Consider the following 22,224-nt stretch of genomic DNA (forward strand, 5'->3'; position numbering starts at 1 on the left):
CCAGTCGGACGTGTGGTGTGTCAGGCCTGCGCGCCGGCCTCCGGAGCGTCCTGCGGGCCGATCGCGAAGCGCAGCTCCTCCTGGCCCTGCTCGTTGGTGAACGGCTGCACGTCGAGGACCTTGTCGTCGAGCACCTCCGCCGCCATCGGCTCGAGGAAGACGTTGAGCCCCTCGCCGGTGAGCACGGTGTCGCTCTGGTCCGCCTGCGCCGCCAGCGAGAGCTCGAGGCCCTGCTCCGGGTCGGTGGCCGCGATCCGCAGCCCCCCGCCGTCCGGCAGCTCGGCGTCCGTGGTCAGGGACTTGATGGCTTCGGCCGCGGTGTCCGTGATTGCCAACATTCGGCCGACCGTACCGAGAACCGTCCGGCCGTGCAGGCCGGGCGCAGGTGAAGAAGCCCACCGGCGGGGCCACCCCGGATGTCAGTTGAACTCGTCCGGGTCGGGGCCGAGGCGGGCACCCGGGTCGCCCTTGTCGAGGCCGCTGATCGTCGCGACGTCGTCGTCGGCCAGCTCGAAGTCGAAGATGTCGATGTTCTCGGCGATGCGCGACGGCGTCACCGACTTGGGGAACACGATGTTGCCGAGCTGGATGTGCCAGCGGAGCACGACCTGGGCCGGGCTCTTGCCGTACTTCTCGGCGAGCGCGGTCACGGTGGCGGCCTTCAGCAGCTCGCCGCCCTGGCCGATCGGGCTCCACGCCTCGGTCGCGATGGCGTTGTCCCGGTGGTACTGGCGCAGCTGGGGCTGGGTGAAGGTCGGGTGCAGCTCGGTCTGGTTGACCGAGGGCACCGTGTCCGTCTCCGCCGCCAGCCGGTCCAGGTGCGGGATCTGGAAGTTCGAGACGCCGATCGAGCGGACCTTGCCCGCGGCCTTCGCCTGCTCGAGCCCGCGCCAGGTCTCCACGTAGTCGTCGCGCTTCGGCAGCGGCCAGTGGATCAGGTAGAGGTCCACGTGGTCGAGGCCGAGCTTGGTGAGGCTCTCCTCGAGCGCCTTCTGGGCCTCGTCCCGGCCGTGCCGGTTGTTGTTGAGCTTCGTGGTGACGAAGATCTCGTCCCGGGAGAGGCCGGACTCGGCGATGGCCTGGCCGACACCCTCCTCGTTGCCGTACATCTGAGCGGTGTCGATGTGGCGGTAACCCGCGTCGAACGCCTGCTTCACGGCGTCGACCGTCGCCTGCCCCGGGTCGATCTGGAAGACGCCGAAGCCGAACTGCGGGATCCGGACACCGTCGTTGAGCGTGATCGTCGGAACCATGTCCCCGTGATACACCGCGCGCGGGCGTGTCAATCGCGGGACATCTCACGCCCCGACGGGGAATCCGCGACGGCATCGGGGGAAGGCGCGACGGACGTCTGCCGGGTGGCGACCGTCCCCCACAGCGCCAGTACGACCACGACCAGGACCTCGGTGAGCGCCAGCCCCCGCTCGACCAGGCCCAACGGGACCGCCTGCCACCAGGACACGCCGGTGAACGGGCGCTGCGCGAAGCCGACCAGGATCGGGGTGAACCACAGCAGGGAGGCGACGCCGAGCCACCGGGCCCACGCCGCGTTCCGGGCCCACGGCCCCGGGCCCGACGCCGCCACCGCCCGGCGGTACCGGCGGGCGACGAGGATCGCCGTGACCGGAAGGGTGAGGAAGGCCACCAGGCTGGCACAGCGGTGGATGGTGCCGCCCACGCTCGGCCCGACGGCCCAGTTCGTCTTCTCGAACACCACGACGGCGACGAGCCCCGCGACGGCCAGCACCAGGCCCGCCGAGGCACCCGACACCGCCCGGGCCAGACCCGCACGCACCAGCGCGACGAGCACGCAGAGCGTCGCGCCGGCGAAGGCCAGCACGCCCGCGTCGAAGAGGGGCTCGAGGTCCGCGTGCAGGGCGTACTCGCTGATGGTGCGGCGGATCGGGTCGACCCGGCCGACGGTCAGCGTCAGCCCCAGGATCAGGACGACGGCGGCCCCGGCACCCAGCAGGCCGGCCAGCGCGAACCCACGCCCCACGGTGTCCCCGCCCGCCGCGGTGTCGCGCTGCACGTGTCCGGCCTCCGGGGTCGCTCCGTCGATGGTCGACCGTTCAACGATCTGCCGTCCCCGTCCGGTTCCCCGTCTCGGCCGGCCCTGCCCCGGCCCACTCGGCGGGCGTGCGCTGTGCCGGCACGACGGGCGCGGGGACCAGCGGGAGCATCGCCTCGACGAGGGTGCCGGGCAGACCGCGGCGGACCGTGCAGGCCCCGCCGACGGCCGCGGCCCAGCCGCGCATGGCGCGCACCCCGGCGCCGGCGGTGAACCCCGCCGGGACGCCCGGCCCGCCGTCGGCCACGGTGACGTCGAGGAAGTCGCCCCGGGCCCGGACCCGGAGCCGGACCGGCGCACCCGGCGCGTACCGGGCGGTGTTGCCGAGCGCCTCGACGGCGATCCGGTACGCCGCGGACTCCACGGCCGGGTGCAGCGGGGGCAGCGGCCACACCTCGACGGCGGCGCCGCCGAGCGCCCCGGCGGCGGCCGTGAGGGCCGCGACCAGGCCGCCGGGGACGCGTGCGCCGGCGAGGTCGCGGGTGGCGTGCACGGCGGCCTCGGCCACGGACACCGCCCGGACGGCCCGCGCGAGCTGCCCGGCCAGGGCGTCGAGCAGCAGGGCGTCGCGGCGCCGCACGGGCGACAGCACGAGCGCGCCGACGGTCTCGACGCCGTAGCCCAGCGGGACCCGCTCCACGTGCTCCGGCCACGCCCCGACCCCGGCGACGATCCGGCCGTCGACCTCCAGCGCCGCGAAGGGCACCCGCAACGTCTCGGCCACCGTGGCGACCAGCGAGCCGAGCCACGTGGTGGAGCCGCCGCGGGCGGGACCGCCCTGGGTGATCTCACGGACCGTGCTCATGAGGCCGTTCATCGCGGTGCTCCCGTCCCTGCCGTTCCACCCGGGACATCGCCACGAAGATCGTCGGCATTACGCCGGAGGTGACACGAGTCGCCCGTCCACCCGGTCGAGTGAGCTGGACCGTCCGACCGCAAGCCCGCCCTTAGCTCCCCAGACCCAACGCGCGGGCGGCCAGCTGGGCGAGGTGCACCGGTTCACGGGTGCCCGCCTGGCGCAGCTGTGTGCGGCAGGAGAAGCCGTCGGCCAGCACCTCGACGTCGGGCGCCGCGCCGCGGACCGCCGGCAGCAGCACCCGCTCGGCGGCCGCCATCGAGACCTCGTAGTGGCCCTTCTCGAAGCCGAAGTTGCCGGCGAGGCCGCAGCAGCCCGAGTCGAGCACCTCCGCCTCGATGCCGAGCGCGGCCATCACGGCGCGGTCGGCCTCCGAGCCCAGGTCCGCGTACTGGTGACAGTGCAGCTGGACCAGAGCCCGCGCGCCGGGGCCCGAGACGGCCCCGCGCAGCTCGTCGACGTGCCCGGAAAGCAGCTCGGCGAACGTGCGCACCCCGCCGGACATCGCCTTGGCCAGCGGCTCCTCGGGGAGCAGTTCCTGCCCGTCCGCGCGCAGGGCCGCGGTGCACGAGGGCTCCAGCCCGACGACCGGGACCCCCTCTGCCAGCCACGGCTCGATCGTCCGCAGCGACCGGCGCAGCACCCGCCGCGCCGCCCCGACCTGCCCGGTCGACGTCCAGGTCAGCCCGCAGCACACCCCGCGGGGCGGCAGCTCGACGGCGTAGCCGAGGAACTCCAGGACGGCCACGGCGTCGTCGGCGATGCCGGGGTCGAAGTGGTCGGTGAAGGTGTCCGGCCAGAGCAGCAGCCGCCCGCGGGTGGCCTGCCGCGCCGGGCCCTCCACGAGCGCACGGGACCGGGCCGCCGTGGTGAACGTCTCGCGCGCGATCGCCGGGATCCCGCGCTCCGGCGCGATCCCGCCGGCCCGCTTGGCCAACCCGGCCAGGAACGGGACCCGGGCCAGCGCGTTGAGCCCGTCGACCGCCCCGGCCGGCAGCTTCCCGACGAGCCGCAGCCACCGGGGCAGCGCCCCCATCGAGTAGTGCGAGGCCGGGCGCAGCTTGTTCCGGTAGCGGTTGGCCAGGAACTCGGTCTTGTACGCGGCCATGTCCACGCCGACCGGGCAGTCGGTCTTGCAGCCCTTGCAGGACAGGCAGAGGTCGAGGGCGTCGGCGACGTCGTCGTCCTGCCAGCCGCCGGTGACCACCTGCCCGTTGGCCATCTCGAACAGCAGCCGGGCCCGCCCACGGGTGGAGTGCTTCTCCTCGCCGGTCGCCCGGTAGCTCGGGCACATCACGCCGCCGTGCGCGGTGACGCACTTGCCCACGCCCAGGCAGCGCCGGGTCGCCCGGGTGAACGAGCCGCGGTCGTGGGTGAAGGCGAGCTGCGGGTCGTCGGCGAGGGTCGGCATCCCCACGAAGATCCGCAGGTCCTCGTCCATCCGTGCCGACCGCACGATGCAGCCCGGGTTCATCCGGTCGTCCGGGTCGAAGATCCCCTTGAACTCCTCGAACGCCGCGATGACGTCCGGCGGGTACATCCGGGGCAGCAGCTCGGAGCGGGCGCGCCCGTCGCCGTGCTCGCCGGAGAGCGAGCCGCCGTGCGCGACGACGGCGTCGGCCGCGGCCTCCATGAACGCCCGGAAGTTGGCGATCCCCGGCTCGCTGAGCAGGTCGAAGTCGATGCGGACGTGCAGGCAGCCGTCGCCGAAGTGGCCGTAGTACACGCCCTTGCGCCCGTGCCGCTCCAGCACCCGGTCGAACTCGCGCAGGTAGGAGCCGAACTTCTCGGGCGGGACGGCCGCGTCCTCCCAGCCGGGCCAGGCCTCGCCGCCGTCGGGGCTGCGGGTGAGGATCCCGGCGCCGTCCTCGCGGATCCGCCACAGGGCCTTCATCCGCTTCGGGTCGGACTCGACGACGGCCTCGGTCAGCCCGTAGGGCCCCATCGCCTTCGCGACGGCCCGCGCCTTGTCCTCGGCCTCCTCGCGGGTCTCCCCGCCGGTCTCGACGTAGAGCCAGCCGCCGCCCGGCGGCAGCGCCTTCCAGCCCGTCTCGACCGGGTTCTGCGCACGCAGGGCGGCGATCAGCCCGGCGTCCATGCCCTCGATGGTGAGCGGGGCGTGCTCGCGGACGACCATGACGTTGTCCGCGGCGACGTAGGCGTCGGGGAAACCGAGGACGGCCAGGGCGCGCGCCGGCGGCGACGCGACCAGCTTCATGGTCGCGGCGACCGTGGTGGCGAGGGTGCCCTCCGCCCCGACCAGGGCCCTGGCCAGGTCGAACCCGTTCTCCGGGAGGAGCTGGTCGAGGTTGTAGCCGGAGACGCGGCGGGTCAGGTCGGGGAACGAACTGCGGACGCGGTCCCCCACCCGGTCGGCCAGCGCCCGCAGCCGCGCCGGGATCTCGCCCGTCGGCGCGGCCGTGTCCAGCCGCTCGCCGCGGTAGGTGAGGACCTCGAGGCCCAGGGTGTTGTCGACCGTCTTGCCCCACGCCACCGAGTGCGACCCGCAGGCGTTGTTGCCGATCATCCCGCCGATCGTGCAGCGGTTGTGCGTCGACGGGTCCGGGCCGAAGGTCAGCCCGTGCGGGGCCGCGGCGTCGCGGAGCTGGTCGCAGATCACCCCGGGCTGGACGCGCGCGGTGCGCGCCTCCGGGTCGATCTCCAGGACCTTGTTCATGTGCCGGGTGAAGTCCAGCACCACCGCCGTGTTGACGGCCTGGCCGGCGATCGAGGTGCCCGCGCCGCGGGGCAGCACGGGGACCTGGTGCTCGCGGCAGACGGCCAGGGCCGCCGCGACGTCGGCCTCGTCCCGCGGGGCGACGACGCCGATCGGGACCTTGCGGTAGTTCGAGGCGTCGGCCGACCACATCGCGCGGTGCGCGGGATCGAACCGGACCTCCCCGCCGACGACCCGGCGGAGGTCGGCGGCCAGCGCCGCGGCGGCGTCGGTCTCGCCCGTGTCGGGCGCGGCGGGGTGGGTCGGGACGTGCGCACTCACGGGTTCAGTCTGACCCGGAGGGCGGTGCGGAGCTCGGGGCGGGGGCGGCGCCGCCGGTACCGCCGGCGCCGTCGGACTTCGCCGGGGCAGGTTTCTCCGCGTGGCCGTGCCCGTGGCCGTGTCCGTGTCCGTGGCCGTGTCCGTGTCCGTGTCCGTGGCCGTGCCCCGCGGCGCCCTGGCCGGGCATCGGCGCCGTGCCGGACAGCTGGATGTCGCCGGCCCGCAGCGGCGCGTCGTGGTACTTGCCCTCGTGGGCCAGGATGGGCCGCTGGTCACCGGCGATCTCGGGGTACTTCTCCTCGAGCTTCTGCCGCGCGTCCCAGGTCCGGCGCATCTTGTCGATGTACTCGGAGCTGCCGTTGTAGACGCCGCGCCAGGTCTGGGGCATCTCGTCCTTGCTCAGACCGGGGTTGGCCTGGCCGCCGAGCGAGAAGCCGGCCGGGACCTTGCGGGTCTCGCCGCCGCAGACGGGGCAGCCCGGGGTGGTGGTGTCGGACATGGACGCCAGGTGCTCGAAGCGCACGCCGCACTCGCACCGGAAGACGTAGATGGGCATTTCCGCAGGTCCTTAGAAGGTGCGAGCGGCGGCTGCCCTGTTCACGGGGGCAGCCGCCGCCCACGGGGTCACCAGTTCTCGACGGACTTCGTGAGGATGTCGGCGATGTCGTCCTCGGTCGGGGTCCGCGGGCACGTCGCGAGCAGCCGCTGCTGCTTCATCGTGCCCGGCACCAGGTCCGGGACGTCCGACTCGGTGTAGCCGACCCCACCGATCCCGTTCGGGATGCCGATGTCCTGCATCAGCCGCACCAGGACGGACGGCAGCTGCTCCTTGGGGTCGTTGACCTTGTCGGCCCGCGGGTCCATCAGCTCCGCGGCCCGCAGGTGCCGCTCGGGCGCGCTGTCGAAGGAGAACCGGAAGGCCTCCGGCGCGGTGAGCGACACCGACTGGCCGTGCGGGACCATGGGCTCGTCGGGCGGGTAGCCCTCGGGCACGTAGTCCTTGACCATGCCGGCGATCGGGTAGGCGTTGGCGTGCGGGATGTGCACGCCGGAGTTGCCGAAGCCCATGCCGGCGAAGGTCGCCGCCATCATCATGTTCGACCGGGCGTCGACGTCGTCGGCCCCGTCGTGCACGGCCTTGCGGAACGACTGCGCGATGAGGTTCATCGCCTTCTCGCACCACAGGTCCGAGACGGGGTTCGAGCCGCAGTACGTGACCCGTTCCTCCGGCTTCTTGCGGTCGAACGTCGTGTAGTAGCGCGCCGTGTAGCTCTCCAGCGCGTGGCAGACGATGTCCATCCCCGCCGAGGCGGTGACCTGCGGCGGGAGCGACATCGTGAGCAGCGGGTCGATCACGGCCAGGGTCGGGCGCAGACGCCAGTGGCTGATCCCGGTCTTGACCTTCATCGACAGGATGTCCAGCACGCACATGGCGGTGGACTCCGAGCCCGTGCCGGCCGTCGTCGGCACCGCGATCAGCGGCTTGAGCTGGCCCGGCGGCACCTTGGCGTTGCCGATCGGCTTGTTGATGTAGTCCATCAGCTCGCCGGGGTGGCTGGTCAGCAGGTTGATCGCCTTGGCGGTGTCGATGGCCGACCCGCCGCCGACGGCCACGAAGCCGTCCCACGGCCCCTGCACCCGGGCGTACTCGGTCGCCTTGTTCATCGAGTCGTCCGTCGGCTCGACGTGCACGCCGTCGAAGACCTCGGAGTCGATGTCGTAGCGCTTGAGGTTGTCGGCCAGCCGCTGCGGCGCGCCCAGGGCGTTGACGCCCGCGTCCGTGACGATCAGCACCCGCCGCACGCCGTACTGGCTGAGCTCGAAGCCGACCTCGTCGATCGCGCCGGCGCCGAACTTCAGGGGCGGGGCGCCCCAGGTGAAGATCGTCTCTTCGGTCAGTTCGGGGGTGGTCACGTGTACGAGCCCTCCGGCGCCTTGCGGAGCTCGTGGATCTGCTGGGCGTCGTGCCCGAAGACCATCGTCGCGTTGGTCTTCTCCTGGATCCCGCGGAGCTTCTCGACGGACTGGAACCACTGCTCGAGGTTGTTGACGATCGCGGCGGGGGCCGCGGGCGGCCCGTAGCTCTCGCCCATGTAGACCGCGTCCGAGGTGAAGATCATCGTGCCCGAGTCCGGCAGGTCGACCTGCATCGACATGCAGCCGACGGTGTGCCCCGGGGCCTGGATGAGCTTCACGCCCGGCAGGAGCTCGGTGTCACCGGAGACGGTCTCCCAGTTCAGGCCCTCGTAGTCGGCCTTGAGGTGGGCGCCGTTGAAGTCGCCCTCGAAGTTGAGCGCGAAGTCCTTCTCCTTGTCCGAGCAGATCAGCTTCGCGTTGGTGTTCTTGAACATCTGCGCGTTGCCGGCGTGGTCGAAGTGCAGGTGCGAGAGCACCACGTAGTCGATCTCGTCGAGGCCGACGCCCATCTTGTTGAGCTGCGCGTCGAGGTACTCGTCGTCGGCGACCTTGTCGTAGGGGAAGAACTCCTGCAGCCCGGTGGGCTTCCACCGGGTCTCCCAGTCGCTGGGACAGCTGGTGTCCCACAGCACCTTGCCCTCGTCGGTCTCGACGAGCACGCAGTGCGTGGGTACCTCGACCCAGCTGATCGGGGAATCCTTCTGGCCCCGGGGCATGATGCTCACCCCGGGCTTGAGCAGCAGGAACGTGAGGTCGGCGTGCATCGCCCCGCACGGGATGATGCTCAGCTTGTTCGCAGTGGCCATCGTGGTCCCTTCGGCACTGGAGGGGTCGCGCGCGTCACACGCACGATTCCCTGGGAACCGTGGCATGTGGCATGCCACTCGTCAACGCGTGGCGATGTCTCGATCGGTCAGTGCTGGTCGCGGGCCGGACCCGTCCAGTCCAGATCGATGTCGACGGCCACCACACCCGGCCCCAGGTCCGCCCCGGCCTCCTGCGCGATCAGCAGCTCGGCGGTGTGCCGGACGTGCTCGCGCATGGCCTTCGCCGCCCCCTCGGCGTCCCCCGCCTCGATCAGGTCGAGGATCGCCCGGTGCTCGGCCACGATGTCGTCGAGGCTGCGGGACTCGCGCGCGGTCGACACGCCGCGGCGCAGCACCATGTCGCGCAGTCCGTCGACGAACGCGGCCAGCCGCGCGTTGCCCGAGGCCTCGAGCAGGACGCGGTGGAAGCGCCGGTCGTGCTCGAACATCGTGAACTCGTCGTCGGCCTTCGCGGCCTTCTCCATGTGGGCGAACATCCGGCGCAGCTCGCGGCGCTGGTTCCCGTCGAGCCGGGTGGTCGCGCGCCGCACCGCCGGCGGCTCGAGCAGCAGCCGCAGTGCGAAGACCTCCTCCAGGTCGTGCAAGGAGGTGAGCAGGATGCGGACGCCGCGGTTGCGCTCGAAGCGCACCATGCCCTGTTGCGCGAGCTTGATCAGCGCCTCGCGGACGGGCGTGCGCGACACGCCGAGCTGCGTGGCGAGGTTCTGCACCGAGTGCAGGCTGCCGGGCGCGAGCTCGCCGCTGATCACCGCGGCGCGGAGCGAGGCGAGGACCTGCGCGTTGACGCTCGCGGTCTCGGGGAGCTGCTTCATCCGGTGCCACCCTGCACCGGGGCGAGAGTGGCATGCGACACGTCACCGGTCAAACCGGCCGGCCGGCCGTCCGGCGGACCCGGCGCGACGCCGGACGGGCGCCGGAATGTTCCCGGGGTGTCCGCACCGGGCCCCGGCCACCCACTTGATAACGTCTTGCGGCGCAGGTCCAGCAGCGAGGCCCGCGGTCCCCGGTAGACCGAGACCCGCTGGACAGGTGGACATGCCCGACGACCTCGATCCGTCGCGCCCGGACGAGGCCTCTCGCGAATCCGAGCTGCTCGAACGCGTCGCCCAGCTCGAGACCGCGCTCCGCAGCCGGCCCGCCATCGAACAGGCCAAGGGCATGATCATGGTGGTGCACCGCTGCGACGACGAGCAGGCCTTCCGGGTGCTGATCGCCGTCTCCCAGAGCTGCAACCGCAAGCTCCGTGAGGTCGCCGCCGAGATCGTCGCGGCACTGCCGGTCGACAAGCCGCTCCCGCCCGACATCGCCGTCGCCCTCGACAACGAGGTGCGCAGGCTGCAGGCGGGGAACGCGGCGCACTAGATTCCTGATCGTGACCAGCCCGGCATCCGACTTCGTGTCCGAGACCTTCGATCCCGCGGCCTGGACGGCGGTGCCGGGGTTCTCGTTCACCGACATCACCTACCACCGGGCGGTGGACTGCGGGGTGGTGCGGATCGCGTTCGACCGTCCCGAGGTCCGCAACGCCTTCCGTCCGCACACCGTCGACGAGCTCTACACCGCCCTCGAACACGCCCGCACCACCGCCGACGTCGGCTGCGTGCTGCTCACCGGCAACGGCCCCTCGCCCAAGGACGGCGGCTGGGCCTTCTGCTCCGGCGGCGACCAGCGCATCCGCGGCCGCACCGGCTACCGGTACGCGTCCGGCGAGACCGCCGACACCGTCGACGCCGGCCGCGCCGGGCGCCTGCACATCCTGGAGTGCCAACGCCTGATCCGGTTCATGCCCAAACCGGTCATCGCCGTGGTCAACGGCTGGGCCGCCGGCGGCGGGCACTCCCTGCACGCCGTCGCCGACCTGACCCTGGCCTCGGCCGAGCACGCCCGGTTCAAGCAGACCGACGCCGACGTCGGCTCGTTCGACGGCGGCTACGGCTCGGCCTACCTGGCCCGGCAGGTCGGGCAGAAGTTCGCCCGCGAGATCTTCTTCCTCGGCCGCCCCTACACCGCCGAGCAGATGCACCACATGGGCGCGGTCAACGCCGTCGTCCCCCACGCCGAGCTCGAAGCCACCGCGCTGCAGTGGGGCCGGGAGATCCTCGGCAAGTCCCCGCAGGCCCAGCGGATGCTCAAGTACAGCTTCAACCTCGTCGACGACGGCCTCGTCGGCCAGCAGCTGTTCGCCGGCGAGGCGACCCGGCTGGCCTACATGACCGACGAAGCCGTCGAGGGTCGCGACGCGTTCCTGCAGAAACGCGACCCCGACTGGTCCCCCTACCCCTGGCACTACTAGCGCCGCCGCGCTCGTGCGCGGTCGTGGTGCCCGGGCACCGCTGACCGTGCACGGGCCGGTCGGGTGCCGGTGGGATCCTGGGGATCATGCGTCCCCTGCACGCGCTGCCCCTCGACGGTTCCCCCGACTCGCTCGACGCCCTCGTCCGCGCCCTCGACGCGGCGCTCGACGGGACCGGCCCGGCCGTGGTGCCGGGTGCGGCCACCGCGCCGGCGCCCGAGGTGCCCGAGGAGGTCGCGGTCGTCATCTCCACCTCGGGCTCCACGGGCACTCCCAAGCACGTGATGCTCAGCGCCGCGGCGCTGACCGCCTCGGCCCGGGCCACGGAGGCCCGGCTCGGCGGCCCCGCCCGCTGGGTGCTGGCGCTCCCGGCCGAGCACGTCGCCGGGGTGCAGGTGGTGCTGCGCGCCCTGCTCGCCGGCGCCCCGCCCGTCGTCCAGGACCTCCGGGAGGGCTTCCGGCCCGCCGGGTTCGCCCGTGCCACCGGTCTGCTGCCGCACGGCGCCCGCCGCTACACCAGCCTCGTGCCCACCCAGCTCGGTCGCGTCCTCGACGAGGGCGGCGCCGCGATGTACGCCCTCGCGGGCTTCGACGCCGTGCTGATCGGTGGGGCGGCGCTCGCCCCGGCCCTGCGCGCGCGGGCCGAGGAGATGGGCGTCCGCGTCGTCACGACCTACGGGCTGAGCGAGATGTGCGGCGGGTGCGTCTACGACGGCGTGCCGCTCGACGGCGTGCGGGTCGGGCTGGCCGACGACGGCCGGCTCTCGCTCGGCGGACCGATGATCGCGGAGGGCTACCTCGGCGACCCGGAGCTCACCGCGGCCTCCTTCGTCGACGGCATGTTCGTGACCGGCGACCTCGGGCAGTGGGCCGGCGGCCGGCTCACCGTCCTCGGGCGCGCCGACGACGTGATCGTGACCGGCGGGGAGAAGGTCGCCCCGGCCGCGGTCGAGCGGGTCCTCGCGGCGCAGCCCGGCGTCGGCGCCGTGTGCGTGGTGGGGGTGCCGGACCCCGAATGGGGGCAGGCGGTGGTCGCCGCCGTCGTCCCGACGGGGGCCGGACCGGACGTCGAGGGGCTCCGTGCGGCCGTCCGTGCGGCGGAGGGGCGCGCCGCCGTCCCCCGACGGGTACGGCTGATGCCGGAGCTCCCGCTGCGGGGCGTGGGGAAGCCGGACCGCACGGCACTCGTCGCCCTCCTCTCCACACCCGATCCGGTGGGAGACCGCCCGAAGTGATGACGGATGGTGACACCCCATGGTGGTTGTCACTCTCCGTTGATTGACGGTTACGCCTTCATCCGATTGCCTGCATCCCCACACGGCACTTCTTCACCTGCCGTCACAGGAACCACACGGGGGACGAGGAGCACGGATGCGGATGAGGTGGCGCGCGGGCCTGGTCGTGGCCGCGGCGACGGCACTCGCGGCCGGTGGGGTCGCGCCGGCGGGCGCGAACGGAGGCGGCTCCTCCACGACCTGGTCGGCGGACCTGGCCTCCGGCGAGGCCGCCGGGGTCACGGACGACGGCGACGGCGTGCGGCTCGACCCGGCGACGGCCTTCACGGCACCGGTCGAGCAGGGCGGGGCGACCGAGGCGGCGGCTCCCGCCGACGCCGTGCCCACCGGGCTGCTCACCCTCGCCCCGCAGGAGCTGGACCGGCCGACCTCCCGCGTCGACTCGGTGGTCGACGGCGACCTGCCCCCGGGCACGACGGCGTCGGTCGACGTCCGCGGGCGCACCACGTCGGGCCGGTGGACCGAGTGGATCCCGGCGACGGCGTCGGGCGCGGACTCCGGCAGCGTCACGCTGCCGCGCCCGACCTCCGAGGTGCAGGGCCGGCTGGTGCTCACCGGCACCCCGGAGGGCACGGCACCCACGGTGCGCGGGGTGACCCTCACCGCCGCGCCCGCGTCCTCGGCGGAGGGCGGGCCCGACCTCACGGAGAACGGCCCCTTCAGCGCCGGCGTGTTCGCCACCCGCGAGGGACTCGTCGGCGGCACGACCTCCAACGGGCACGTGATCACCGAGCGGGACCACTTCGTCGCGCTGCCCTCGCGCCGCGCGCTCTCGCCGCGGGACACCAGCGACTACTCGGTGCGGGTGTGCGCCCCGAACGGGCGCTGCGCGTTCGCGCCGGTGTGGGACGTCGGGCCGTGGAACACCCGCGACGACTACTGGAACCCGCCGGGCCAGCGCCAGGAGTGGGCGGACCTGCCCCAGGGCGTGCCGCAGGCCCAGGCGGCCTTCCGCGACGGCTACAACGGCGGCAACGACCAGTTCGGCCGCAAGCTCGTGAACCCGGCGGGCATCGACCTCGCCGACGGGGTGTTCTGGGACGCGCTCGGGCTCAAGGACAACTCGCAGGTCCAGGTCGACTACCTGTGGACGGGATCCGTGCGGCTCTCCAAGGTCGAGTCGGACTCCGAGGACGGGACCGCCCAGGTCCGCGCCGCGCCGTCGGACGACGCGGAGGTGGTCGGCGTGGCCGCGGACACCGCCGACGTGCCGGTCCAGTGCGCGACGGGCACCGGCGCGGACGCCTGGCTGCGGATCGGCGACGGCCAGTTCCTCAGCGCGGCCGTGCTGCCGGACGCGGCGGACGTGCCGGCGTGCGACGACGACGGGAACGCCGCGGGTGCGACGCGCGCGGAACCTGCCGTGGGTGCCGGCGCCGGTGCCGCGGGAGCGGGCTCCGCAGCGGCGGGCGCGGGCTCGGGCGCCGCCGGAGCGGGCGGGGACGCGGAGGCCCCGGCTCCGGCCGGCCCGTCGACACCCGCGGCGCAGGACGCGGCAAGTGCCGAGGTCGGCGGCTCCGCCGCGGTGCGGGCGGGCGCCTCGACCGTGAACGGCGATCCCCTCGCCGGTGCGACCGCCGCCCCTGCAGTCCCCGCGCCTGCAGCCACCCCGCCCTCCGCAACCTCTGCGCCGAGCGCCACCTCGGCAGGTCCGGCAGCGCCGGCCCCCGGCCCGGCGGCGCCTGCGAGCGCCGCCTCGGCGGCCGCGTCCCCGTCCACCTCGACCGCCGTGCCCGCCCCCGGCCCCGAGGCGGCCCACCCGGCCGCGAACACCGGCGACTAGATTCGACGCGTGGCCACGCTGGCGCAGTGGGTCGAGGGTGCTCGGCCGCGGACCCTCCCGACCGCCGTCTCCCCCGTCCTGGTCGGGACCGGAGCCGCCATCGGCTCCGGGACCGTCGAGATCGGCCGCGCGCTCCTCGCGCTGCTCGTCTCGGTCGCCCTGGTGATCGGGGTGAACTTCGCCAACGACTACTCCGACGGTATCCGCGGCACGGACGACGAGCGCGTCGGGCCGCTGCGGCTCGTCGGCTCCAAGCTCGCGAGCCCGGTCGCGGTGCGCAACGCGGCGCTCGTCTGCTTCGCGATCGCCGCGCTGGCGGGGCTGACGCTGGTCTCGCTGAGCCGGACCTGGTGGCTGATCGCCGTCGGCGCCGTCTGCATCGCCGGTGCCTGGTTCTACACGGGCGGCAAGCGGCCCTACGGCTACGCGGGGCTCGGCGAGCTCGCCGTCTTCGTCTTCTTCGGGCTGGTCGGCGTGCTCGGCACCGTCGTGACCCAGAGCGGCGCCCCCGGGGCGCTCGCGATCGTGGGCGCGGTGGGCGTCGGGCTGCTGAGCTGCGCCGTGCTCGTCGCGAACAACCTGCGGGACATCGCCGGCGACGAGGTGGTGGGCAAGCGCACCCTGGCCGTCGCGCTCGGCGACCGGGACACCCGCCGGTTCTACGCGGCGCTCGTGCTGCTGCCCTTCCTGCTCACGCTCGGCATGGCCGTCCGCAGCTGGCCGGTGCTGCTCGCCCTGCTCGCCCTGCCGCTCGCGATCGGCCCGGTCCGCCGGGTCCTGGGCGGCGCCGAGGGCCGCAAGCTCATCCGCGTGCTGCGCGACACCGGCCTGCTGCTGCTGGGCTGGTCAGCGGGGACCGGGGTCGGCCTCGCCCTCGGCCTGCTGATCTGAGGCACCGGGCTTCTCGGCACCGGGCTTCTCGGCACCGGGCTTCTCGGCACCGGGCTTCTCGGCACCGGGCTTCTCGGCACCGGACTTCTCGGCACCGGGCTTCTCGGCGGTGGGGTCCTCGGGGGCGGGCTTGGTGACGGCCGGCCCCTCCCCCTGCGTCGACGCCGACCCCGCAACACCCCCGGCAGTGGTCTCACCCGGTTCGTCGCCGCGCAGGCGCGCCCGCAGCGCCTCGCGCTGGGCGCCGCGCCGCCGACCGGACTCGGCCAGCGCGAGGTCCAGCCGGGCCCGCAGCCCGCGGAACACCACCAGCGACAGCGGCAGGGCCACCACCAGCGCGAGGAGGAGGGCCAGCAGAACCGGCACCCCCGCGAGGGCGAGCAGGGCCGCGAGGACCGCGATCAGCCCGATCCGGGCGACCGTGTAGAGCGCGATGGTGGCCGCCAGGCCGGGCGCCGGCCGCGAGCCAGGCGCGGCGGGGGGCGTGTCCGTGTCGGGGTCGCTGTCGGTGCGGGGGCCTGTCGCCATGACGTCGAGGGTACGACCGCGCCCGGCTCTACCGTTCGCCGCTCCGGCCCGACCGACGGCCCCGGACCACGCGCGCCCACACGCCCCCGTCACGCCCGCGGTGGCACTGTGGAACGCGGCGACGGAGCCCGCCCCCGCGCGAAAGCCCTGCTCAGCGCGTTTTCATCCGACGCTCAGGTGCCTCTCAGGATGCCTTCCGCGAGCCGACCGGGATGAACCCCTCTGCCCGTTTTGCCCTTTAAGAGCCCTTTACCTCCGCCCAACCGTTCGAGTACCCGGGGTCCCCGGTGTCACGATGGCCCGGTAATCGACGATGCGGAGGCTTCGGATGTCTGCTCCGACCCAGAACTCGAACGAGCGCCTGCTCACCCCCGGTGAGGTGGCCGCCCTGTTCCGTGTCGACCCCAAGACCGTGACCCGTTGGGCCTCGGCCGGCCGGATCGGCTCGATCCGGACCCCTGGCGGCCACCGCCGCTTCCGGGAGTCCGAGGTGCGCGGGATGCTCGCGGATCTCACCAGTGAGGCCACGATCGGCGCCCAGCGCCACTGACGTGACCGTGCCGCCGGCACCCGCCGGTGGCTCTCGGTCCGCGGATCCGGGCCGGCCTCCCGCCCACCCGGATCCGCGCCCCCCGGGCGCACGATCGGCCCGCTCCCGTCGAGCGGCTTTACCCGGGCATTGCCCGCCGCGCCGGTACGCTCGGTACCGGAGGTGGTTGGTGATGCTGTACCTCATCGCGTTCGCCGTCGCGGCCGTCATCGCACTGCTGCTGTGGCGGGCGATGAGCGCCGAGCGGGCGGACGTCCCGCGCGGCATCGGCACGTCGGGCCCGGCCGCACCCCCGAGCCGCACGCGGCCCACCGGTCCGGACGACGATCCCGACTTCCTGCGGAGCCTCGACGAGTCGCTGCGTCGCGACGAGGACCCGCCGCCCGGCAAGGACTGAGCCCGCCGGGCCGCGCTCCGGCGACCCGGGCTCAGCTCGGGAAGCCGTCGGCCACCGAGGCCGCGAGCTCCAGCAGCGCCAGCCGCGTCGGCGGCGACAGGCGCTCCAGGTCGACCTCCGCCCCCTCCTCGAGGTGCGGGTCGAACGGGATCTGCACCACGGCCCGGCAGCGGCCCGCGAAGTGCTGCGCCACCCGCTCGAGGTCCACCGCCCCGGCCTGCCGGTGCACGTTGTTGATCACCGCGACGGCGTTGCGCACCAGGTCCCCGTGGTCGTGCGCCTCCAGCCAGTCCATCGTCGCCGAGGCGCTGCGGGCGCCGTCGATCGAGCCCGACGACACGATGATCAGCTGGTCGGCCACGCCCAGCACGCCGTACATCGCCGAATGCATCAGGCCGGTGCCGCAGTCGGTGAGCACGATGTTGTAGAAGTGCTCGAGCAGCGTCACCGTGCGGCGGTAGTCGTCCTCGCTGAAGGCCTCCGAGACCGCCGGGTCCTGCTCGCTCGCCAGCACCTCCAGCCGGGAGGGCCCCTGGGACGTGTAGGCCCGCACGTCGGTGTACCGGCGGACCCGCTGGGCGTCGCGCAGCAGATGGCGCACGGTCGCGCTGGTCTCCAGCGGGATCTTCTGGCTGAGCGTCCCGCGGTCCGGGTTGGCGTCGACCGCCACGACCCGGTCGCCCCGCAGCGAGGCGAACGTCGCCCCGAGCGTGGCGGTGATCGTCGTCTTGCCGACGCCGCCCTTGAGGCTCAGTGTCGCGATCTTGTGACAGCCCAGCAGCGGCTGGTTGATCCGCGTGGTCAGCTCGCGCTCGCGGATGTCCTGCGGGCTCTCGCCCGGGTTGATGAGCCGCCCGGTGAGCAGGTAGAGGAAGCGCCGCCAGCCGGTCCGTGGCGGACGCCGCCTGCTGGGCTTGAGCAGCCGCGCCGTGGAGAGATCCGCCAGGTCCGCGCCGGAGTCGGCGCGGGCCTGCTGCGCCTCCTGGGCGGCGACGGCGCCGGGGTCGGTCCAACGCCCGACGTCCCGGATCGGCCGGTTCGGGCCGGTGGGCGGGCCGAGCGGCATCCCGCGCGGGGGTGTGCGGCCCTCCTGGGGCACGACCCGCCGCTCCCGGTCGGGCCGCTGCTCGGCCGTTCGCCACTGGGGCGGGGCCGGCGGCGGCGACGGTGGCTCGGCCTGCCGGGTCTCCCGGTTCCGGGCCGCGGGGGGTGGCGCGGTGGGCGGCGCCGCATCCCGAGGAGCGCCGTTCGGGACCGTGCCGTTCGGTACCGCGCCGTTCGGGACCGTGCCGTTCGGGACCGTGCCGTTCGGAGCGGCGCCGTTCGGAGCGGCGCCGTTGGTGGGGCTGCCGTTCGGTGCAGTGCCGTTGGGGGTGCTGCCGTCGGGGGTGCTGCCGTTCGGTGGTGCGCCGTTCGGCACGGGCGGGACCGCGCCGTTCGGGGGAGCGCCGGGCGGGGGCGCGCCGTGCGGCGTCGCCCCGTTCACGGTCTGCGGGGCACCCGGCGCGGGATGCTGCTCCGGGCCCGTGCGTTGGGCGGGCGGTTCGGTGTGCCGGGGCTCGGGGGGCGGGCCCTGATCGTGGCGCTGGTCCGGCCACTGCTCCGGCCCCTGCTCCGGCCCGGCGTGACGGCCCGCGCCGCCCGGGTACGGCTCGGCCTCGTCCAGCTCGCCCTCGAGCTCGAGCAGGTCGGAGCCCCAGCCCGCGTCGTCGGGCACCACGCCCCACGTCTCGTCCCGCCGGGCACCCAGCCCGGGGTGCTGTGCGTGCGCCCCGCCCTGCTCCTCCCGGCGCTGGTCCCGCCGCTCGTCGGGGGCCTGCCGCTGCGCGCGCTCGGCGTTCTGCGCCCACCGCTCCCGGACGTAGCGGCCCACGGATCCGTCGGGGTACTCGTCGTCGGGCCCGGTCTGACTCACGGTTGCCGACGGTAGTCGCGCGAACCGCGTCGGTCGAGGTGATGCGGTGCGGCTCGCCCTGACGGGCGGGCGAAGCCCCGGATCAGTGCCGCTCCCCGGTCACCCCAGGCCCGCGTAGGAGTGCAGTCCCGCGACCACCATGTTGATGAAGAACAGGTTGAAGATGATCGCGGCGAGGCCCAGGATGTTGATCCACGCCGCACCGACGTGCCGCCAGCCGGCCGTGGCCCGGGCGTGCAGATAGGCCGCGTAGATCACCCAGGCGACGAACGCGACCGTCTCCTTCGGGTCCCAGCCCCAGAACCGGCCCCAGGCGGCCTCGGCCCAGATCGCGCCCGCGATCACCGCGAACGTGTACATCGGGAACGCGACGACGGTGACCCGGTACGCGAGCCGGTCCAGGACGTCGGCCTCGGGCAGCTTCGCGACGAAGCCGGCCGGCTTCCCGGACCGCTTCATCAGGTAGAGGATGCTCGCCACGCCCGGCACGAAGAACAGGCCGGAGGCCAGCGTGACCGTGGTGACGTGGACGGACAGCCAGTACGACCGCAGCGCCGGGACGACGGGCGCGGCCTGCGCGTAGAGCACGGTGCCGGCCAGGAACATCAGGACCAGCACCGGGGCCAGCACGAAGACCCCGAGCTTGCGCAGGCCGCGGGTGCGCTTCGAGGTCCGCTGCAGCACGACGAGCCACGCCACCATCGCCGCGAGGCAGACCGCGGAGGAGAACTCGTACATGTTGCCGAGCGGCCAGCGCACGGTCGCGAGCCCGCGCAGCACGATCGAGCCGAAGTGCAGCAGGACCGCCAGGATCGTCAGCGAGACGCCCATCCGGCCGAAGCGGTCCGCCCGGGAGCGCGTGGGCCTGGACGCCTTCACCGGGGGCGGCGGGACGTCCGCGTTCTCCTCGCTGACCCTGCCGTGGTCGGCGGTGCCCGAGCCGGCCGTGCTGCCCGTGCCGCCGGCCGCGCCGACGGCCGCGGGCTCGGGGGCGGCCTCGGCGGCCACCGCGCGCACGCGGGCCCGGCTCGTGACGTACTCGACGGCATGGAAGGCCATCGCGAGCACGTAGACCGTGAGCGCCCCCTTGAACAGCAGGTCGCTGTACTCGGAGAGCATCGGATCGACCGGCATCAGTCTCCACCGTTCCTCGTCGTCGCCGCAGTCGACGCAGCCGCCGGCTCCAGCAGGTCCGCCCGCAGGCGGTCGAACTCCTCGCCGTACCCCGCCCGGTCGGTCCGGGCCAGCCCGCCCAGCTCGACCCGGCTGCGCGCCCGACCGTCCGTACCCGGCTCCGCCGCCACCACGCGCACCCAGAACCGCCGCCGCTTGATCGACAGCGACAACCCCAGCCCGAGCAGGATCAGGATCGCGAACACGAGCACGGTCACCTGGCCCGGGTCGTGACTGACCTGCAGCGCGACCCACTGGGTGACGTCGTCGAACCGGATCCGGGTGCCGTCGTCGAGCGTGATCTCCTGGCCCGGGACCATGTTCTCGCGGGCGACCCGGACCAGCTCGCCGGAGTCGACCTTCGACTGGTCGACCGAGAAGATCGACTGGCCGCGGCCGTCGTCGAGGCCCAGGTCCCCGCGCATGACGTCGATCGCCGCCTCGGGCGCGAGCAGGTCGGGGTAGGTCGAGGTGACGACCTGCCCGCCCGAGCTCGTCGGCGCGAACAGGCCCGTGATCGCGATCGAGCTCTTCTGCCGGGTGGCGTCGTCGGCGATGCCGGGGCGCTCGAACTTGGTCGCACCCTGGGACAGGTAGGTCGTGGTGTCCACCGGCTGCCACTGGATCTCGCCGGTGCGCTGCTGCCCGTCGGGCCAGGTCACCGTGAAACGCGGGGCGTAGCCGTGGTTGAGCAGGTAGACGCGCTCGCCGTCGAGGCGCAGCGGGTGGTTCACCGACAGCGTGTCGGGCCGCCACGTCGCGGTGTCGCCGGAGCGGACGTCGGCGGCGGACTGGTAGCCCAGCTGCGCGGTGTACTGCTCGGGCTGTCCGTTGGGCAGGTACTCCGCGGAGAACGAGTCGACCTTGATGCAGAACGGCGCGAGGTCCGTGCCGTCGACACGCAGGCCCGGGTTGAACGAGTCGTAGCCCAGGATCGACGTGTTGCAGAACTGGTTGCCGTCGGCCAGCACGATGACCTGGCCCTCGTAGCCGAACAGCTTGCCCACGGCGATGCCGACGAGCAGCCCCACGAGGCTCACGTGGAAGACGAGGTTGCCGGTCTCCCGCAGGAAGCCGCGCTCGGCGGAGACGGTGCGGACCCCGCCCTCGTCCCGCTCGGCCCGCCGCCAGCCCTTCAGCCGGCCGCGGACCCGCTCCAGGACCTCGTCCGGGGTGCCGTCGACCTCGGCCTCGGCGTGGTGCGGCATGCGGGAGAGGTTGCGCGGGGTCGCGACGGGCTTCTGCCGCATCGCGCGCAGGTACTCCAGCGACCGCGGGGTGAGGCAGCCGATGAGCGAGATCATCAGCAGCAGGTAGATCGCCGCGAACCAGGGCGTCGCGAAGATCTCGAAGGCACCGATCTTGTCCAGCAGCGGGGCGAGCCGCGGGTAGTCGGCGAAGTACTTGTCGACGAGCTGCTGGTTGAGCGAGCGCTGCGGCAGTAGCGCGCCCGGCAGCGAGGCCAGGGCCAGCAGGAACAGCAGCACCAGGGCGGTGCGCATGCTGGTGAGGCCACGCCAGGCGTTGCGCAGCAGGGCGAGGACCGCGCGGCCGCCGCGCGGTCGGCGGGGCGGCTCGGGCGGGGCCTCCGGCGGGGCGGGGGGCGCGGTGGGCGGGCTGCTCATCGACGGTCATCCATGGCGGCGGCTCACAGGGCGGGGGTGAATCCGGCGACGGCGACCTGCAGCTGCGCGAGCAGGCTCCCCCACAGCCCGCTGACCAGCAGCGCGCCCACGGCGACCATCAGCACGCCGCCGGCGATCTGGATCGTGCGGGTGTGCCGGCGCAGCCAGCCGAGCGCGGAGACCGCGCGGGAGGCGCCGAGGGCGATGACGACGAAGGGCAGGCCGAGCCCGGCGCAGTAGGCCAGCGTGAGCACGACCCCGCGCAGCGACCCACCGCCGGTGCCGGCGGCCACGGCCACCACGCCGGCCAGGGTCGGGCCGATGCAGGGCACCCAGCCGAGGCCGAACACCGCGCCCAGCAACGGCGCCCCCCAGAGCCCGAGCGTGGGGACCCAGTGGACCCGGCGCTCGTTCTGCAGCACGGGGATCAGGCCGACGAACGCCAGCCCCATCACGATCATGACGATCCCGCCGACCCGCTGGAGCACCGCCTCGTTGCGCACGAGGACGTCGGCCAGCCAGACGACGCCGACCAGGATCGCCCCGAACACCACGGTGAACCCGGCGACGAACAGCGCCGCGGCGCCGGCCACCCGGAAACGGCCCTCGCGGCGCTCGCGCGCCTGGTCGCGAGTGACGGGCGGGGCGTCGGCCCCGACGAGCCCGGCCAGGTACGCGAGGTAGCCGGGGACCAGCGGGACCACGCAGGGGGACGCGAAGCTGACCGCCCCCGCGAGAACGGCGACCACCGCTGCGCCGAGCAGCGGGCCGCTGACCGCGAGGGTGGTCGAGGCATCCATCACGGACAGGGTATGTGCTGGGTCCACGCACGTGGGCGCCGGGTTCTACGACTCGTAGTGGAACCGCTCACGGCGGGCGTCATGGATCCATAACGCACTCTGGGCCGGCCCTCTCGACACGTCGTGGATCCACACTGCGGTCAGGGCACGCTCCTGCACGCGTTACGGAGCCATACTGCGCCCGAGCCCCCCTCCTGGCCGCGTTATGGATCCATACTGCGGTCAAGGCACGCTCCTGCACGCGTTATGGAGCCATACTGCGGCCACGTCGCCGCGCGCCGCTCGCGCGCGTTACGGATCCATAC

21 protein-coding genes are annotated in these 22,224 nt (G+C 73.8%); 7 read left to right on the forward strand and 14 right to left on the reverse strand.

The genetic code is table 11. The features are described 5' to 3' along the window. Positions 1 to 20 precede the first annotated feature (20 nt). From LWC35_RS07150 to LWC35_RS07190, 9 genes are all read right to left on the reverse strand, one after another. Positions 21 to 338: an adhesin gene (locus LWC35_RS07150; RefSeq protein WP_232869092.1), complete on the reverse strand. Its 318-nt coding sequence runs from the start codon at positions 336 to 338 to the stop codon at positions 21 to 23. 81 nt (positions 339 to 419) lie between these two features. Then, on the reverse strand, positions 420 to 1,253 hold the full coding sequence (locus LWC35_RS07155; RefSeq protein WP_232869093.1) for an aldo/keto reductase: 834 nt from the start codon (positions 1,251 to 1,253) through the stop codon (positions 420 to 422). A gap of 29 nt (positions 1,254 to 1,282) precedes the next feature. Then, entirely contained in the window at positions 1,283 to 2,032 is a 750-nt protein-coding gene (locus LWC35_RS07160) for a DUF998 domain-containing protein (protein ID WP_232869094.1), read from the reverse strand. Positions 2,033 to 2,072: 40 nt separating this feature from the next. Beyond that, complete coding sequence (locus LWC35_RS07165; RefSeq protein WP_232869095.1) at positions 2,073 to 2,876, reverse strand: sensor histidine kinase; 804 nt, start codon at positions 2,874 to 2,876, stop codon at positions 2,073 to 2,075. 142 nt (positions 2,877 to 3,018) lie between these two features. Continuing rightward, the gene (locus tag LWC35_RS07170) at positions 3,019 to 5,925 is read right to left on the reverse strand and encodes an FAD-binding and (Fe-S)-binding domain-containing protein (RefSeq protein ID WP_232869096.1); all 2,907 of its coding nucleotides are present in this window, start codon (positions 5,923 to 5,925) and stop codon (positions 3,019 to 3,021) included. A gap of 4 nt (positions 5,926 to 5,929) precedes the next feature. Then, on the reverse strand, positions 5,930 to 6,481 hold the full coding sequence (locus LWC35_RS07175; protein WP_232869097.1) for an FmdB family zinc ribbon protein: 552 nt from the start codon (positions 6,479 to 6,481) through the stop codon (positions 5,930 to 5,932). Positions 6,482 to 6,549: 68 nt separating this feature from the next. Then, a complete protein-coding gene (locus LWC35_RS07180; protein ID WP_232869098.1) occupies positions 6,550 to 7,839 on the reverse strand; it encodes a hydroxyacid-oxoacid transhydrogenase in 1,290 nt (429 codons plus the stop codon). Further along, positions 7,836 to 8,648 carry an N-acyl homoserine lactonase family protein gene (locus tag LWC35_RS07185; RefSeq protein ID WP_232869099.1) on the reverse strand — a complete coding sequence of 271 codons (813 nt, stop codon included), beginning with the start codon at positions 8,646 to 8,648 and terminating at the stop codon, positions 7,836 to 7,838. The genes LWC35_RS07180 and LWC35_RS07185 overlap by 4 nt, the downstream gene beginning before the upstream one ends. A gap of 107 nt (positions 8,649 to 8,755) precedes the next feature. After that, positions 8,756 to 9,481 (reverse strand): GntR family transcriptional regulator, encoded by a 726-nt coding sequence (locus tag LWC35_RS07190; protein ID WP_232869100.1) that lies wholly within the window; start codon positions 9,479 to 9,481, stop codon positions 8,756 to 8,758. A gap of 223 nt (positions 9,482 to 9,704) precedes the next feature. Here LWC35_RS07190 and LWC35_RS07195 point away from each other — a divergent pair, with 223 nt between their 5' ends. The 5 genes from LWC35_RS07195 (at position 9,705) to LWC35_RS07215 (ending at position 14,931) form a co-directional block, all read left to right on the forward strand. Then, positions 9,705 to 10,031, forward strand: a complete 327-nt coding sequence (locus tag LWC35_RS07195) for an ANTAR domain-containing protein (protein WP_232869101.1) — start codon at positions 9,705 to 9,707, stop codon at positions 10,029 to 10,031. A gap of 10 nt (positions 10,032 to 10,041) precedes the next feature. Further along, complete coding sequence (locus LWC35_RS07200) at positions 10,042 to 10,962, forward strand: 1,4-dihydroxy-2-naphthoyl-CoA synthase (RefSeq protein ID WP_232869102.1); 921 nt, start codon at positions 10,042 to 10,044, stop codon at positions 10,960 to 10,962. A gap of 86 nt (positions 10,963 to 11,048) precedes the next feature. Then, positions 11,049 to 12,197, forward strand: coding sequence for an o-succinylbenzoate--CoA ligase (gene menE, locus LWC35_RS07205; protein WP_372463009.1), 1,149 nt, complete (start codon positions 11,049 to 11,051; stop codon positions 12,195 to 12,197). A gap of 136 nt (positions 12,198 to 12,333) precedes the next feature. Beyond that, the gene (locus LWC35_RS07210) at positions 12,334 to 14,040 is read left to right on the forward strand and encodes a DUF8814 domain-containing protein (RefSeq protein ID WP_232869103.1); all 1,707 of its coding nucleotides are present in this window, start codon (positions 12,334 to 12,336) and stop codon (positions 14,038 to 14,040) included. Between the two features lie 9 nt (positions 14,041 to 14,049). Continuing rightward, positions 14,050 to 14,931: a 1,4-dihydroxy-2-naphthoate polyprenyltransferase gene (locus LWC35_RS07215; RefSeq protein WP_232869104.1), complete on the forward strand. Its 882-nt coding sequence runs from the start codon at positions 14,050 to 14,052 to the stop codon at positions 14,929 to 14,931. On the opposite strand, the gene LWC35_RS07220 is transcribed toward LWC35_RS07215, so the two are convergent. Next, the gene (locus LWC35_RS07220; RefSeq protein WP_232869105.1) at positions 14,887 to 15,459 is read right to left on the reverse strand and encodes a DUF4229 domain-containing protein; all 573 of its coding nucleotides are present in this window, start codon (positions 15,457 to 15,459) and stop codon (positions 14,887 to 14,889) included. The genes LWC35_RS07215 and LWC35_RS07220 overlap by 45 nt on opposite strands. A 328-nt stretch (positions 15,460 to 15,787) precedes the next feature. On the opposite strand from LWC35_RS07220, the gene LWC35_RS07225 reads away from it, so the two are divergent. Both LWC35_RS07225 and LWC35_RS07230 read left to right on the forward strand, forming a co-directional pair. Further along, a complete protein-coding gene (locus LWC35_RS07225) occupies positions 15,788 to 16,009 on the forward strand; it encodes a BldC family transcriptional regulator (protein ID WP_037053018.1) in 222 nt (73 codons plus the stop codon). 172 nt (positions 16,010 to 16,181) lie between these two features. After that, on the forward strand, positions 16,182 to 16,406 hold the full coding sequence (locus LWC35_RS07230) for a hypothetical protein (protein ID WP_232869106.1): 225 nt from the start codon (positions 16,182 to 16,184) through the stop codon (positions 16,404 to 16,406). A 31-nt stretch (positions 16,407 to 16,437) separates the two neighbouring features. On the opposite strand, the gene LWC35_RS07235 is transcribed toward LWC35_RS07230, so the two are convergent. From LWC35_RS07235 to LWC35_RS07250, 4 genes are all read right to left on the reverse strand, one after another. Beyond that, the gene (locus LWC35_RS07235; protein ID WP_372463012.1) at positions 16,438 to 17,826 is read right to left on the reverse strand and encodes a MinD/ParA family ATP-binding protein; all 1,389 of its coding nucleotides are present in this window, start codon (positions 17,824 to 17,826) and stop codon (positions 16,438 to 16,440) included. A 594-nt stretch (positions 17,827 to 18,420) separates the two neighbouring features. Further along, positions 18,421 to 19,455 (reverse strand): c-type cytochrome biogenesis protein CcsB, encoded by a 1,035-nt coding sequence (gene ccsB, locus LWC35_RS07240; RefSeq protein WP_232869107.1) that lies wholly within the window; start codon positions 19,453 to 19,455, stop codon positions 18,421 to 18,423. Next, entirely contained in the window at positions 19,455 to 21,119 is a 1,665-nt protein-coding gene (gene resB, locus LWC35_RS07245) for a cytochrome c biogenesis protein ResB (RefSeq protein WP_232869108.1), read from the reverse strand. The genes ccsB and resB overlap by 1 nt, the downstream gene beginning before the upstream one ends. A 23-nt stretch (positions 21,120 to 21,142) precedes the next feature. Next, a complete protein-coding gene (locus LWC35_RS07250) occupies positions 21,143 to 21,919 on the reverse strand; it encodes a cytochrome c biogenesis CcdA family protein (RefSeq protein WP_232869109.1) in 777 nt (258 codons plus the stop codon). Positions 21,920 to 22,224 lie beyond the last annotated feature (305 nt).

This window comes from Pseudonocardia kujensis (assembly GCF_021283305.1).
Classification (GTDB): Bacteria; Actinomycetota; Actinomycetes; order Mycobacteriales; family Pseudonocardiaceae; genus Pseudonocardia; species Pseudonocardia kujensis.